General features: G+C 51.6%; 12 protein-coding genes. 5 read left to right on the forward strand and 7 right to left on the reverse strand.

Translation table 11 applies throughout. The features are described from left to right. Positions 1–62: 62 nt before the first annotated feature. Positions 63–788: a LolA-like protein gene (locus ACYU87_RS06515; protein ID WP_461133212.1), complete on the forward strand. Its 726-nt coding sequence runs from the start codon at positions 63–65 to the stop codon at positions 786–788. 184 nt (positions 789–972) lie between these two features. Then, a complete protein-coding gene (locus tag ACYU87_RS06520) occupies positions 973–3,183 on the forward strand; it encodes a M28 family peptidase (RefSeq protein WP_461133213.1) in 2,211 nt (736 codons plus the stop codon). 115 nt (positions 3,184–3,298) lie between these two features. Here ACYU87_RS06520 and ACYU87_RS06525 read toward each other — a convergent pair whose 3' ends face one another. From ACYU87_RS06525 to mutS, 4 genes are read right to left on the reverse strand one after another with little or no spacing between them, the layout of a single operon-like run. After that, a complete protein-coding gene (locus tag ACYU87_RS06525; RefSeq protein ID WP_461133214.1) occupies positions 3,299–3,802 on the reverse strand; it encodes a Rad52/Rad22 family DNA repair protein in 504 nt (167 codons plus the stop codon). 27 nt (positions 3,803–3,829) lie between these two features. Continuing rightward, positions 3,830–4,087, reverse strand: a complete 258-nt coding sequence (locus ACYU87_RS06530; RefSeq protein WP_461133215.1) for a type II toxin-antitoxin system RelE family toxin — start codon at positions 4,085–4,087, stop codon at positions 3,830–3,832. Beyond that, a complete protein-coding gene (locus ACYU87_RS06535) occupies positions 4,080–4,286 on the reverse strand; it encodes a hypothetical protein (protein WP_461133216.1) in 207 nt (68 codons plus the stop codon). The genes ACYU87_RS06530 and ACYU87_RS06535 overlap by 8 nt, the downstream gene beginning before the upstream one ends. Before the next feature lie 23 nt (positions 4,287–4,309). Then, entirely contained in the window at positions 4,310–6,985 is a 2,676-nt protein-coding gene (mutS, locus tag ACYU87_RS06540) for a DNA mismatch repair protein MutS (protein WP_461133217.1), read from the reverse strand. Between the two features lie 264 nt (positions 6,986–7,249). On the opposite strand from mutS, the gene ACYU87_RS06545 reads away from it, so the two are divergent. From ACYU87_RS06545 to ACYU87_RS06555, 3 genes are all read left to right on the forward strand, one after another. Continuing rightward, positions 7,250–7,780, forward strand: a complete 531-nt coding sequence (locus tag ACYU87_RS06545) for an RNA methyltransferase (RefSeq protein ID WP_461133218.1) — start codon at positions 7,250–7,252, stop codon at positions 7,778–7,780. A gap of 75 nt (positions 7,781–7,855) precedes the next feature. Next, complete coding sequence (locus ACYU87_RS06550; protein WP_461133219.1) at positions 7,856–8,353, forward strand: hypothetical protein; 498 nt, start codon at positions 7,856–7,858, stop codon at positions 8,351–8,353. 275 nt (positions 8,354–8,628) lie between these two features. Next, complete coding sequence (locus ACYU87_RS06555; RefSeq protein ID WP_461133220.1) at positions 8,629–9,453, forward strand: sensor histidine kinase; 825 nt, start codon at positions 8,629–8,631, stop codon at positions 9,451–9,453. Positions 9,454–9,543: 90 nt separating this feature from the next. On the opposite strand, the gene ACYU87_RS06560 is transcribed toward ACYU87_RS06555, so the two are convergent. From ACYU87_RS06560 to ACYU87_RS06570, 3 genes are all read right to left on the reverse strand, one after another. Beyond that, positions 9,544–13,329, reverse strand: coding sequence for a PVC-type heme-binding CxxCH protein (locus tag ACYU87_RS06560; RefSeq protein WP_461133221.1), 3,786 nt, complete (start codon positions 13,327–13,329; stop codon positions 9,544–9,546). A 32-nt stretch (positions 13,330–13,361) separates the two neighbouring features. Continuing rightward, positions 13,362–14,474 carry a Gfo/Idh/MocA family protein gene (locus ACYU87_RS06565; RefSeq protein ID WP_461133222.1) on the reverse strand — a complete coding sequence of 371 codons (1,113 nt, stop codon included), beginning with the start codon at positions 14,472–14,474 and terminating at the stop codon, positions 13,362–13,364. Positions 14,475–14,551: 77 nt separating this feature from the next. Next, positions 14,552–15,454 carry a sugar phosphate isomerase/epimerase family protein gene (locus ACYU87_RS06570; protein ID WP_461133223.1) on the reverse strand — a complete coding sequence of 301 codons (903 nt, stop codon included), beginning with the start codon at positions 15,452–15,454 and terminating at the stop codon, positions 14,552–14,554. Positions 15,455–15,522 lie beyond the last annotated feature (68 nt).

The raw sequence follows: 15,522 nt of genomic DNA on the forward strand, positions 1-15,522 counted from the left end.
GTACTTGCCGACTTTTATGGCAGGTTCAGTATCTTTACACTCTATCTGACTTATCTTCTTGCATGAAAAAGCAACTTATTACCCTTGTGGCTCTCGTGGCCATTCCAGCATTATCCTTTGCGCAGACAGCCGCCGAAGTAATCGATAAAAACATTGCTGCCTTAGGGGGTGCCGACAAAGTGGCCGCCGTGAAAACCGTTCAGTTCGACCAGGGTATGAACATTATGGGCATGGACATGACGGCCAAAACAACGACCATTGTCGGCCAGTCGTCCCGTACGGACATTACGGCGATGGGGCAACAAATAACGCAGGTCGTTGATGGCGATAAAGGCTGGGCAATTAACCCGATGGCGGGTGGCTCCGGTGCACAGGCCTTGCCCGACGATCAGGTTAAGATACAGAAAGGCAATACCTACATTATTGGCACCGAGTTAGCCACGGCGAAAGAAAAGAAATATCCGGTTGAGCTGGTCGGTAAGGAGAAAATGAACGGGAGTGGCAAGGATGTCTTCAACCTGAAAGTGACAAGACCCGAAGGTGTGGTAAATTATTACGTCGATGCAACGACCTTCCAGTTGGCGGGCAGCAAGGCAACGGTTAGTATACAGGGCCAAAGCGGTGAGGTTAAGTCGCAATACGGCAATTACAAAACGATTGATGGATTAACCATACCCTCAACCATCGAACTCAATACACCGGCCATGCCAGCTCCCGTAACCATGACGCTGTCGAATATGGTATTCAACCCTAAAATTGACTCTACCATTTTCGCTATGCCGAAATAACGTGGTGTAGCCCCTGCCGAATGGGGTATGTTTTATGAGTTTTTCGCACGAGGCACAGCCTTTACCGCGTATTTGTCCGAGAGACGCCAATGGCGTCTCTTTTTTTATACCCACTATTCATTTGCCTTTCTATAATTTAACCGTACTAAATAACGATATTTGAGCATTATGCAACCTGATTCTTATGCAAAACACCTCTTTACTCAAAATTGGTTACGGATCGCTTGCCCTGTTGTTGGGCGTGGTTACCGTTCATGCCCAGTCAAACCCAACGCTCAGCGGGTTTGTACCCGCCCGACAGGCAACCCAGGTCAAGCTCGAATCCGAGTTTAAAGCCAAACAATCGTCGGCCGCGTTTAAAAATCACTTAGTAAACCTCAGCAGCGTACCCCACCTGACTGGTTCGGTCGAGAACGAACACGTCCGTGATTACATTGCCGAAACCATGCGCAAGGCGGGCTGGCAGGTAGACATTTATCCACACGACGTCTTACTACCGAAGGGTCCCGGTGACATTGCGGTCGAACTGGTTGAGCCCATTCGTCAGCCGCTCAACATTCGGGAATTTCTTTTTAAGGAAGACAAATACAGCAGCGATCCACGCCTGACACCCGGTTACAATGCCTGGTCGGGTTCGGGCGATGCCACCGCCGAAGTCGTTTACGCGAACTATGGCCGGAAAGAAGATTTCGAGCAACTGAAGGCCATGGGCATTTCAGTGAAAGGCAAGATTGTACTGGCTCGGTACGGGGGTAATTTCCGGGGCTATAAAGCCCAGTTTGCCCAGGCCGATGGAGCCGTTGGCGTCATCATTTTTACGGATCCCGCCGATAGCGGCTACATGCGGGGCCTTACGTTCCCCGAAGGCCCCTATTACAGTGAAAGTGTGATTCAGCGTGGTTCTTTGTTGACGACGCCCTACACCGGCGACCCACTCACACCCGGCGAAGCGGCTTTGCCCATGGACGCCAAGAACACCCCCAAACGGCTCGATCAGAACGCTGTTGGCCTGCACAAGATACCGGTTACACCCCTTCCCTACGGGTCAGCTACCGAAATTCTGAAACGGATGGCGGGCCTACGACCCGTTCCGGCGGGCTGGCAGGGTGGTCTCCCCTATACCTACCGACTCGAAGGCGGTCCGGCCCTGAAAGTACGCTTAATGGTGAAACAGGAGAGGACAATTCAGCGGATTTATCAGGTAGTAGGTACGTTAACGGGAACTGAGTTCCCGGACGAGTGGATCATTGCCGGTTGTCACTACGATGCGTGGTCGTATGGGGCTACGGACCCAAATTCGGGCACCGCTATGCTGCTGAGCATGACCGAAACGATGGGTAAACTGGCCAAAGCCGGACAACGACCCCGACGCACGATTAAAGTATGCCATTGGGATGCCGAAGAGCCGGGCGTGATCGGTTCGGCGGAGTGGAGCGAACAGTTTAGGGATGAGCTTTCGCAAAAGGCGGTAGCCTACATGAACTATGATGCCGCTGTGTCGGGCCGAACCTTTGGCGCGAGTGCATCGCCGTCCATGAAAAAACTCATTATTGAAGCGACCCAGGCGGTTCAGTACCCGGATTCGAACAAAACAGTTTACCAGCACTGGATGGGCCACAAAGCCGCCGGAAACCCAACTCGCGTAACGGGATCGTCGGCCCCGGCAACGGTAGCGGGCGAGCCAACCATTGGTAACCTAGGCGGTGGTTCCGACCACATCGCCCCCTACATGCACATTGGTATCCCATCGTTGAGCGCGGGTATGGAAGGACCAACCCTGTATCACTCGCAGTACGACGATCTGTATTTCTACGACAAATTTGCCGATCCAACCTATAAAATGGGGCCGATGATGGAGCAGGTTGTGGGAACAATGACCATGCGGCTGGCCAATGCCGATCTGGTTCCTTATGATCTGGCCCGTTACCCCGCCGATCTGGCGGTTCACCTGAAAGCGGCCGAAAAAGCCATTCAGGCCTATGCACCAACCTACTCGATTAATCCGCTGCTCAATGCCGTTGCCGATATGAAAAAGAATGCCGACGCCTGCGAACTGGCCCGGCAGAATTACCTGCAAGCCGGGCGTACGGATAAGCTGGTGGAGCTGAATAAAGAATTACGGTTACTGGAACGGTCGTTTATTGACCCGAAGGGAAATGCTTTCGGTGGTTGGTACAAGTCGCTTTATGCCTCGTCGGACCCCAACAGCGGGTATGCCTCCTGGATGCTGCCCGGCCTGCTGTACGAAGCGTCGCTGAAATCGACCGCGAACCTGCCCGATCTGGAAGCCCGCTACAAAAAGGCCATTCAAACGTTGAGCGATAAGTTGCTTGTCATCTCGCAGGGACTGGGCGGAGGTAGTGCCCCGGCTGCCATAGGCAGTGGCAATAAGTAAGGATTTTTGGTTGTGTATCCGTGGCCTGTGTCCTCACGGGCCACGGATATAATGCAACAGCCAACCATGCGACGGACCGCCGTACACCAAGAACTAGATACCGTATACCGACTATTTATACGGCTTTCGCTGTTGGCTTGGCATGTTCGGGCTTAAGCACCACAACATCGCGCACCGCACCACCCGAATTAATTTTCTCGACCATCTTGTCCAGTAAAGGCGTGGCCCAATTGGGGATGTACTTGTCCGTCGTTTCGATCATTACTTTGGGGAAGTCATACAACGCCCGGCCAAGACCAAACTGCACCGCGCAGCGTTTCATGGCATCGCTGATGCCCCCTTTTACGGGTTCAACGCTGGTGCGACTGGCCCCGTCGGTTTTCCGGACAATTTCTCCTCCCGGCAATACCGCCATGATCGTACACAGAAATCCCCCATCAATTTCCTTGATTTCATTCTGCCAGCCTGCCCAGCCAAACTGATCATCGAACCGCTGCATAACGCACCGATTGGTAATGTACGGCACAACGACAATCTTCTGACCGTCTTTGGTCTGGCTTTGCACACGCCACTCGATTTCGTGTACTGTTAGTGGGGCTGTTAATGCGTTAAGTTCCATATTAAATGAGTTGTTGTTTACTTAAGTTTATTCGTAAATCTGTCGGCGGTGTCCAACTGCCACAACTTCGATAGTCAGTATATCGTCCTGGATATCGTAAATTAATCTATAATCTCCTTTTCGGACCCGATAGCCAGAACGGCCTTTCAACTTTTTACATCCATCAGGCCTTGGCTCATCAGCCAGCTTTTCAATTGTGTCCAACAACATGTCAGCTACCTGATCAGGCATTTTGTCTAATTGTTTCTGGGCTGTCTTCGTTAAAACAACGTTGTATTTAACCATTCGCCCGCTGCCGTTTCTGTCTGTATTCAGCCAACGGGATAGTCGGTTCGTTCCTGGCTTTTACGTCGTCATAGAGTCTGATGTCATCCAGTTCCTCCAACTCATCCAGAACCTGTTGCCACTGTTGAATTGGTAATATCACCGAAACACGCTTCCCGTGCTCGTCAGTAATGTATTGAGGGTGAATACTTTTGTCCATAACAGTACATTATAGTCGTCTACTTACTCCGCCATTTTCAGCAGTTCATTCAGCTTCAGCAGGGCTTCGATGGGTGTCAGGCGATTTACATCGATGGAGCGCAGCTTTTCCTTGATCGCTTCGGATTTCGGATCGCCGGATTCGATGATGCGAAGGGCCAGTTCCCGTTCCTGAGGTACCGCCTGCCGGATAGTCTCCCGATTAGCCTCGCGCTGGTGTGATGACTCCAGTTGCTTCAAAATCTCACCGGCCCGGCTAACGATCTGAGCGGGCATGCCGGCCATTTGAGCGACGTGAATACCAAAGCTGTGTTCCGACCCACCTTCTTTCAATTTACGCAGAAAGATCACCTTATTACCCAACTCTTTCACCGATACATTAAAATTTTTGATACGTGGATTGTCGGCAGCCAAGTCGTTTAGTTCGTGGTAGTGGGTGGCAAACAGCGTTTTAGGACGGCAATCGGTTTTGTTATGCAGGTACTCGGTAATTGACCAGGCAATCGATACGCCGTCGTACGTGCTCGTTCCCCGCCCGATTTCGTCCATCAGAATCAGGCTTCGTTCGCTCAGGTTATTTAAAATACTAGCCGTTTCGGTCATTTCGACCATGAACGTACTTTCGCCCCGCGAGAGGTTATCCGATGCCCCCACACGCGTAAAAATCTTGTCGACCAGACCCAGTTCAGCCACTGAAGCGGGAACAAAACTGCCTGACTGCGCCATCAGCACAATCAACGCCGTTTGCCGCAACAGCGCCGACTTACCGGCCATGTTGGGTCCCGTAATGATGATGATCTGCTGGGTTTCGTCGTCCAAGTAAATATCGTTGGGAATATAGGGCTCGCCGGGGGGCAATTGTTGTTCAATGACCGGATGCCTTCCATCCTTGATATTTAGTATTTTGCTCTCGTTGATCGACGGGCGGACGTATTTGTTCTTAACCGCTACCCGGCCAAACGACGCCAGCACGTCCAGCACCGACAGCACACGCGCATTCTGTTGAATGGCTCCCACGTACTCGCCAGCGGCAATAACCATTTCGTTGAACATCCGGGCTTCGATCTGAAAAATCTGCTCTTCAGCATTCAGAATTTTATCCTCGTATTCCTTCAGTTCCGGCGTGATGTACCGTTCGGCATTTACCAACGTCTGTTTCCGGATCCACTCTTCAGGTACCCGGTTTTTATGGGCGTGGGTCACTTCCAGATAATACCCGAATACTTTGTTGTACGCTATTTTAAGCGAGCTTATACCCGTCCGCTGTACTTCGCGTTCCTGTAGTTGCAACAGGTAATCTTTACCCGAATAGGCAATAGCCGTTAGTTCGTCCAGTTCCGCGTTGATGCCCGGCTTGATTATACCGCCCTGGTTGGAAAGCGTTGGTGGATCTTCGCGCAATTCGGTCTCGATGCGGTCGAGCAGAAACGAAACCGGGTTTAACTGATCGGCGTATTTCTTGAGCGATACAGCGTTCCGGGACGAGGAATCGTTCTGACTCAGCGCCGTAATCAGCAACTCCTTAATGGGCAACACATGCTGCAACGACCGTTTCAGCTGCAACAACTCCCGCGGACTTATCCGCCGAACGGCTACTTTGGACACCAGGCGCTCCAGATCGCCAATTTGCCGCAGATGACCGACCAGCGCATCGGCCAGGTCAATATCGTTGACGAGAAGCTCAACCATATTGAGCCGCTCATCAATGAGAGCCTTTTCCTTGAGCGGCAGATTGAGCCACTTGCGCAGCAGCCGTGCACCCATCGGCGTAACAGTCTGGTCGAGAATCTGAATCAGCGGAATGCCTCCTTCCTGCTGGGCAACGGTAAGTTCGAGGTTGCGGATGGTAAAGCGATCCAGCCAAACATACCGGTCTTCTTCGAGCCGGGTTACGCGGGTGATGTGCTGAAGGTCTTTGTGCTCCGTCTCGTTCAGGTAATGCAAAATAACGCCAGCCGCAATGATCCCGTCGGGCAACCCATCAATCCCGAACCCTTTGAGGGATGTGGTCTGAAAATGCTGCTTCAGAAAATTATACCCAAAGTCGTAGGTAAAGGCCCAGTCTTCGAGCGTGTAGGTATGAAATTTATCGCCAAATAAATTGGCAAACTCCTGCCGGTTACGTTTACAGTAAAGCACTTCCGACGGATTAAAACTCTGCAACAGCTTGTCGACGTAGGCGGCATTGCCCTGCGATGCCAGAAATTCACCCGTCGAAATATCCAGAAACGATATCCCGAACTGGTCATCCGGGTTACTGGCCCCGCTCTTGCCAAAATGGACCGCAGCCAGGTAGTTATTACGCCGGGTATCGAGTACGTTGTCGTTAAATGAAACCCCGGGCGTTACCAGTTCGGTCACCCCGCGACGAACAATCCCCTTAGCGACGGAGGGGTCTTCGAGCTGATCACAGATAGCGACGCGTTCGCCCGCCCGAACGAGTTTGGGTAAGTGCGTATCAAGGGAGTGATGGGGAAACCCAGCCAATTCTTCGTTCGATCCGCCGTTGTTCCGTTTAGTCAGCGTAATACCCAGAATCTTGCTGGCCCGAATGGCGTCCTCCCCAAAGGTCTCGTAGAAATCACCAACACGAAAAAGCAGCAGCGCACCGGGGTATTTGGCCTTAATCTGGTTGTATTGGCGGTTGAGGGGCGTTTCGTTTTTCTTGACCTGTGGCTTTGCTGCGGTGGCTGATTTCACTGATTTTCGTTGGATTGTCGTAAACAAAAATAGTGATTTTTCGGCGAAAATGCGAGAATAAAAGCGAACAGGTACCCTTCGGGTTTGTCCTGATTTTTGCTACCCGATGTTAATTATTGCCAAACGTAAACCTGCTATACGCTGCTTAGACATACTATCGGGATGGTGCTTATCCGGTTTTGCTGAGGGGATATGGCCTTTTCAGCATCCACTATTGTCGGACTTCTTCCGTTCTTTGTGCTTTCATTTCACTTAACGCTGCCCATGCCTCTTCGCAAACTCGCTTTGGATGACCTGAAGCGCCTGTCAGTTGATGATTTCAAAGACGCCGAAAAATTTCCGTATTGTCTTATTCTGGATGATATCCGAAGTCTCAATAACGTTGGATCGGTCTTTCGTACAGCCGACGCGTTTCGGGCCGCGAAGCTTTACCTGGGCGGCATAACAGGGCAACCACCCCATCGCGACATAACCAAGACGGCCCTCGGTGCCACCGAATCGGTTTCCTGGCAACACGTCCCTGATGTTATTGACCTGATAAAGCAACTCCAGGTAGATGGCTGGCTAGTTGCGGCTGTGGAGCAGGCTGAAGGCAGCACATCCCTGGCCGATTTTGTTCCGGAGCCAAACAAACCCTATGCGTTTGTGTTGGGTAATGAAGTCACGGGCGTTCAGGACGACATTATTCAACTGGCTGATCTGGTGCTCGAAATCCCTCAGTTTGGCACAAAGCATTCGCTGAATATTGCTGTCACAGCGGGCATCATTTGCTGGGATTTTCTTCAGAAAATGTAACAAAAACTTAACATTGGGCTTTAGATTGTCACGAAAAAACCGTATTTATTTGTAAATTTTTTTCTTTAAAATCAAATGGCAAACAAAACTGCAAAAACCAAACAGAAATCACTGGCATCTGACATCGCCAGCACGATTGAAACCAAACTCAGCGAAGCGGGTGAGGCTACCAAGAAAATGAAAAAATCCATCGAGAAATCGGCGGATAAACTAGCCAAGAAACTAGCCAAACTGATGCAGAAGACCGAGAAGAAGGTCGATAAGCCAGTTAAGTCGAGCGAAAAGAAACTAAAGAAGGAAGCATCCAAAGCGAAGAAAAACGCTCAGAAAGCGGAGAAGAACGCTCAGAAAGCGGAGAAGAACGCCAAACGTATGGCCAAAAAAGCGACAGCGCTGGTTACTGAAGCCGTTGACACGGCAACCAAGGCACCAACCCCAAAAGCAGCTCCTCGCCCCGCACGCACGCAGTCAGCGACGGCAAAACCAGTTGCTCCAAAAACAACCCGTTCAGCCGCTCCCAAGACAACCAATAATGCTGCCGTACCTGCGGAAACGCCGGAAGAAAACGCATAGTCCCATTCAGTACAATCAGCCTTTGTTAAATGCCCGCCACAAGCGGGCATTTTTTTATACCCTATTATTTTTATATACATTTTTTGTGACATTTATTACTTGTATATGTCCATTGTACGCCATACTCGCTTTCAATTACAGTTACTTGCTAGACTAACCTATCTTAAAACGGCTTTATGCATCACCGCTTTACTGCCATCCTACTGTCAATTTGTGCGATCCTGCTGATACCCGTAGTTGGGTATTTATATAAAACCTGCCTACCATTGACAGCCATGACCTACATAGGTATGCTCTCATCGGAATGGCTTATTGTGGCTGGCCTGTTGGCAATCTTGCTGCCAACGGTCGGTTATGGATTCTGGCTGCGATCTGGGTTGCGCAAGCGTCAGCGCCTGATCGTGAAATCAGAAGTTCTGCACTCAATTGTTCATGAGTTCCAGACGCCAATCACCGCTATTCGAATGGCCATCGATATTCTGGACTCTCCTATCGCGCAAAACCAGCCCGAACGAACCCAAAAATATGTCCGTATCATCCGGGAAGAAACGGAGCGCTTACAACATCAGGTTGAAACGATGCTAACCCTGGCGCGGGCTGATCACGACACACTAACGCTTAATCTGGAACCTATTGAGCTTGACCAGCTTCTGCAATCAGTAGCCGAACGTCATGGCGACTACCTAATGCTACGGTTGCAGGATGCGCATTCGCATGTTCTGGCAGATCGGCTTCACCTGACGAATGTGCTGTATAATTTGATTGACAACGCCATAAAATATAGCCTGGATCAGCCCCGGATTATGATCCAGACCCAGACCGACGATGACGGTCTAACCATTGCCGTTCGTGACAAAGGCGTTGGCATTCCGGCAAAAGCAATCACTCAAATCTTTCAACCTTTTTTTCGGGTCGATGATCATGACCAGCCTAGTATTAAAGGTTATGGATTGGGACTAAGCTACGTGCAACGAATTATCCAATCGCATGAATGGAGGATATGGGTACGAAGCGAGCCCCGCAAAGGCAGCGAGTTCATCATTCAAATTCCATCTCGTTCTATTTTGTCCTCCCCCTCGCACGTATCCAGATCAGGCTGACTTTATCCACCCATAAACACTTAAAACGGTCATTGGCCGCAATCAGGTGATTGCGGCCAATGACCGTTTTTGTCCCATGCGCCTTGCAGGTTATTTTGCGCTTATTCCTGTCGTTGCTTTGGTTACTTTCATAACCCCATTCATAATCCGCCAGTGGCCGGGAAATGTACAAACGAATGGATAATCACCAGGCGTAGCAGGTGCCGTGAACTTGAGCCGATACGTTTGGTCGGGGTTTACCAACGGCGTGGCTGCAATGACCTGCGCGATCGACGGAACGTAGTTTTTGTCGGCACCGTCTTTGGCCGTGATCAACTTATCGGCGGCAGCACCAATGATGTCCATGCTTTTTGGTTTCCCAATAACCAGATTGTGCTGCATGGCATCGGGGTTCTCCAGTACGATCTCGATTTGTTTTCCGGCTGTCACCGTAAACTCTTTCTTGTCGTAGCGCATTTCTTCCCGAACCGTTTTCAACCGGACAACTTCTGTATTTGGATCAACAGGTTCGCTTTTAGTGAGACCCCATACTTCATATAGACGGCCCAGTCGCTCACGGTTGTCAGTTGAGATGGTATTGCTCAGGCTTGCCAGAAACGACTTATCGGCATCCCGAATCTGAGCGGTCTGTTTCATATTCCAGCCATCCAGAACCCCTTTCATAATCGCTTCGCCCTGCGCCGAACCTAACTTCTGGCTCTGCCGTAATAAAGAGACGACCGAATCGATGGGCGCAACGGATGCATAGCTACGGGTAGCGCGTTCCAGGGCGTAGGCACTCAGGCTTTGCGGAGCGCGGTACGTGAGCGTATGAGTTGCGTTGTTATTCTGTTCGTTGCTTTCCGCAATGGTATTCTCGCGGTCGAGCATAACCGAGATCGTATAATCACCGGCCCGTTCAAACAGCACGCCCATGTCGCCAACCCAGGGACCGTTGTTCGATTTGCTGATGGTTACAGTTTCGCCGGGTTTAATACCGGTATCGTGCGTAACGCTCACAAAATTGATTTTGGCTCCTTCCAGGTCGCCTTTTGGCCCTTCAACCCGAACGCTCATTGGAATAACGGTTCCTGCGGGAATGGCGACGCCCCCGGCATTGGTCACGTCCACAAAAATACGGGTTCCCTCACGAACAGACGGCGACTCGGGGGTTGTCCGAACAGCCGCCACAACCAGGTCTGGCTGATTCCCCGTGGGCGTTACGCTGGCTCGTTGTTCGGGTGCACTGGGACCGTGTCCTTTTGTCGAATGGCTGCTCATGTCATGCGCAGGTCTCGGCTGAGCTGGTGCGTTCATGGTCAGTTGTCCCATGTATTTTTTCAGGAGCTGGCCATCCTGACCAGTCAGGGCACAGGCAAACGCGTCGGGTAACCAGCGATCGTTCGTTTCTGTGGCTTTATCGAGACGGGCGAGAATTGCTTTTTCGGTCGCATCGCTCTTTGGTGCATCAGATAAAGCCAGCACGGTGTTCAGCACGACCAGCGGCTCCTTGTCGTTCAGTAAATCAGCGTTCAACAACGTGGTGGCCGTTTCCTGCGTGTGCGGCAATACCTGAATGGCCGTTTTACGAACACCGGCATCCTGGTGTTTCAGCGCTGCGGTGGCCGCCATCGTTGCCGAAGCGTTTGAGCCATCCAACGCGCCTAATCCTTGCAAGGTCCACAGTGCGTGAATGGCGGCTGGATTGATGCCAATTTCATCTACCGACGCATCATTCACCAACGCAATGAGTTGGGGCACTACGTCTTTGTTGTTCCGTTCGATCAGCAGGCGCTGCGCTGTTGTCCGCCAGAACATGTTTGTGTTCTTCAGCGCAGCCACCAGCTCAGCGGGTTGACTGGTTTTGCTTAAAGCCATTGGCGCGTAAGCTGGTGCGTTTTTATACCCGACGCGGTAAATCCGACCGTGCGTAAAATCACGAAGGGGGGTTTCGTAAGCATTCCCCGACCCGTTGGTAGCACCCTTGGGTGTCGGATTGTGCTGAATGATGTAGCTGTACCAGTCAACGACCCAGACGGCACCATCAGGCCCAACTTCGGCAAAAACCGGCGCAAACCATTCGTCGGCTCCCGCAATCAGGTTGAATCCCTCGGCATCTTCGAAGTTGGTACCCATTTTCTGCATCACGTTCTGGTGCAGGATGTGACCCGTTGGTTCAGCGACGAAAGCAACCTTATTCCAGTACTTTTTCGGAAAAGCGCGGGCGGTATAGAAATTATGCCCAGCAGCAGCCGTGAACCCACCGAAGACATCCACCTGACGTACCTTTTCGGTAATTGGCTTCATATCCTTGTGCGTATCCGTACTACGACTGCCGTTTTCCCGGATGTGGGCCGCCCCGTGGTAATACCGATTCGGGATGGCCATGTACCAGCCGTGCGAGTTGTTGGCCGTTGAGCCGAAAATATCCCCGGTTTCCGAGAAACCCAGTCCCCAGGTGTTGTTCGATGTACTGGTTACGTACTCAAGCTTCGACCCATCGGGTTTGAAGCGAAAAAAGCCCTGCGAGAACTTCACGCTGTCGGCACCAACTTTCCCTTTGAAGCCCGCATAGCCTACGCTGCCCCAAATCCAGTTATCGAACCCGTAGTGTAAATTGCTCGGCCCAGCGTGGGTATCAAATGTACCAAAACCCGTAAAAACAACCTTTTTCACATCGGCTTTATCGTCGCCGTTGGTATCCTGCAGAAACAGCATATGCGGTGCCTGCGAAACGTACAGGCCGCCATTGCCGAAAGCCATCCCGGTTGGAATACTCAGCCCTTCGGCGAAGTTGGTGAACTTGTCGGCCTTGCCATCTTTATCGGTGTCTTCGCAAATGACGATGTAATCCGATCCGCCTTCGGGTTTGCGCTCGTTCGGATAATCCTTGGTGACCAGCGCATACAGCCGTCCGCGTTCATCCCAGGCAATGGCAATGGGGTGCATCACGTTCGGCTCGTGCGCGAACAAACCGAGGGTAAAATCTACGGGCACCTGAAGGTGTTTCATCGACTCTTCCGGCGAAAGCGGCTTCTGTTCCAGTTGCGGGCCAGGGCGTTTTTCGTAGTTCGGCAGTTGCGCTTCGGTATAGGCGAAAGGCTGTGGCTTCAGGTCGTCATGAAGTTTTTTGACCTCATCGCCTACTGCCCACAAAATACCGCGTTCCAGCAACTGCTGAAATCCGGGCTGGCTCCAGGTGCGTTCATCGTGACCATAAGCTGTGTAAAATACACGCCCTTTGCCATACTGCCGCGTCCAGGTGTAAGGTTCTTCTTTCGCATTGGGTCGACCGGCGTCGGACAGGTCTTTAAACTGATCGGCTTTCACCTCCCGAACGGCCAGTACGTTGTTATCCGCCTGCAGATGGCTGTGCAGATACGTTTCATCATACGCTTTAAACGACGGCAGACCCGCTACGATTGGGCTGTTCGGCTGAGTAAAGTGCGTCTGAATGGTATCCATCCGATGACGCCAGAACTGCCCCCCCACTACTTTATCGACGTACTCGGGGGAGTTCCGAAAGCAGAACGATGCACAGTGAACCGGAATAATACCGTGGCCCGCAGCGACGTAGTCGAGCATGGCTTTCTCCTGCGGTTTTCCGATACTGTCCCAGTTGGCGTAGATCAGCAGCCCGTCATATTTGTTCAGGTTCTCGGGGTTCAGGTCCTCCAGTTTATCCGTGTAGGTAAAATTGATTCCCTTATTGCCCAGAGCCGCCATAATTTCCGGTACGCGCTCGATGGGCCGGTGATGCCCATTGTCGCCGAGGAAGAGAATTTCCGTTCGTCGCGGCTTTAGTGGGTCCTGCCGACCAGCGGTCTGTGTCGCCGATTGGCGGGCACATTGGGCAAGAGCGAGTACTACCCCAATTGCTGTGATTATTTTTTTCATAGCTTTTTTATAACCAGTCGGCGAGGACGGTCTTATAGCGTGTAATCAGGTAACTTAATCAAGGCTCCACCCTGTAAAGCCGACTCGTGGGCCAGAATACCCACACTCGTCCAGTTGGCCGACTGCGCTGCGTTCGGGAACGGATCGCGGTCGTCAATAATGGCCGATACAAATTCATGAACCATGTGCGGGTGTGAGCCCCCATGACCGCCCCCCTGCGTAAACGACAGGTGTTGCTGTTCATCGGCATCGTACACCCCTTTCGTTGTAAAGCCAGCAATTTCGGCAGGCAGCAACCGGCCATAATCGGGCACGGTAACTTTTTCGGGAATCTCCGGCTCAGGCTTTTTGGCGGTGTGAATGACCGGCTGCTCATCTTCGATCAGTTGCCATTCGAACGACTTTTTGTCGCCGTACACCTCAAAGCTTTCCCGGTATTGCCGGGCCACGTCGAACAGGGACCGATAAACGTAAGCAGACAGATCGCTGTTCTTGAATTTAATGTGCGCCGACTCAACCGCAAACGGTGAGTTATGAATTTTGGCCAACTCCTCCCGAATCGTACCCGATCCGAAACAGGATACATAATCGGCTTCCAGTTTGAGCAAGCCCGCTACCGGCCCTACGCAGTGGGTGGCGTAGTGCATAGGCGGCAAGCCCGGCCAGTAGTCGGGCCATCCGTCCATATCCTGCTGGTGGCTGGCTTTCAGAAACTGAACTTTTCCCAGTTCTCCCTTCTCGTACAGCTCCTTCACAAACAGAAATTCGCGGCTGTACACCACGGTCTCCATCATCATGTACTTCTTGCCTGATTCCTTGCAGGCTTTCACGATTTCCATGCATTCCTCAACGGTCGTTGCCATTGGAACCGTGCAAGCTACGTGCTTACCCGCCCGCAACGCTTTCAGACTCTGCTCCGCGTGATTGGGAATGGGGGAATTAATATGGACCGCATCAATGGCCGGATCGGCCAGTAACTCGTCGTAATTACTATACCGTTTCTCAATGCCGTACGCGTCGCCGATTTCGTTTAATTTTTCGACGTTACGCTGACAAATGGCATACATGTTGGCGTTGGGATGACGCTGATAGATGGGGATAAATTCGGCCCCGAATCCGAGTCCGACAATGGCGATGTTGATCATAAAATTATGTATTAATGTGTAGAGACGCGACCCTTCGCGTCTCAGGCACCGAATGGTTTTTATAAATGTAAGCTCCCTTATATCTGCACCGTTGCTGACGCATAGGAGACGCGAGGGGTCGCCGGTGCGCCAGTGCGGTCCCTACGCGAATTGATAAACGCCAGCCCATCAACGGCTAGTTGTTCAGGCGAGTCGAACATAGGCCGGAAAATATGGGTAGCGGCTGCGAGTTCGGGCGGGTTCGGGCCAAAAGCTTCGATAGCAATCGGGCCTTCATACCCGGCATCGCTCAGCGCCCCAAATACCTCGTCGAAGTTGATGTGGCCTTTACCGGGTGTAGACCGATCGTTTTCCGAAATCTGGACATGAACCAGATAGGGGGCACACGTCCGGATGGCATCACCGATATTTTTCTCCTCCATATTGGCATGGAAGGTATCGAAAGCAGCCCGGCAATTGGGGTGATCAACGGCTTCTACGTAGCGCACCAGGTCATCGGCGCAGGTGAGCAGGTACGTCTCAAAGCGATTGAGGTATTCCGCGGCCAGAACAACATTCTTCGTTTGGGCATATTGAGCTACTTCACGCATGCCCGTTACCGACCAGTTCCACTCCTCAACGGTAGCGGGTTTACCCGTGAATACCTTGAAACCAGCATAAAACGGTCCCATCAGTATGTTCGCCCCAATCAATGCGCAACAGTCAATGACTTGTTTCAGGTGTTCGACTCCCGCCTGACGGACCGATGCATCCGAACTGATCAGGCTATGTTCCGGGCCACAAAGCGTACAGGCCTGAACACCCAGCCCTAATTCATTGATTTGCTGACCGATACGTGACCATTTCTCCGTATTATCCGGTGCGTTGATTGGAATTTCGACAAAATCAAACCCGCTCCTCTTCAGGAATGCGAATGTATCAGCCAAGTCTTCGTCTACAGACATTGTCCAGACGAACATGTTCATTCCTACCTTATTCATATTCGTTCCATAAAAAATTAAACAAATATAAATAGTCCTTATCTTCGCCACGTAGCCTTGATTGGCTA

Source organism: Spirosoma lituiforme, assembly GCF_054776635.1.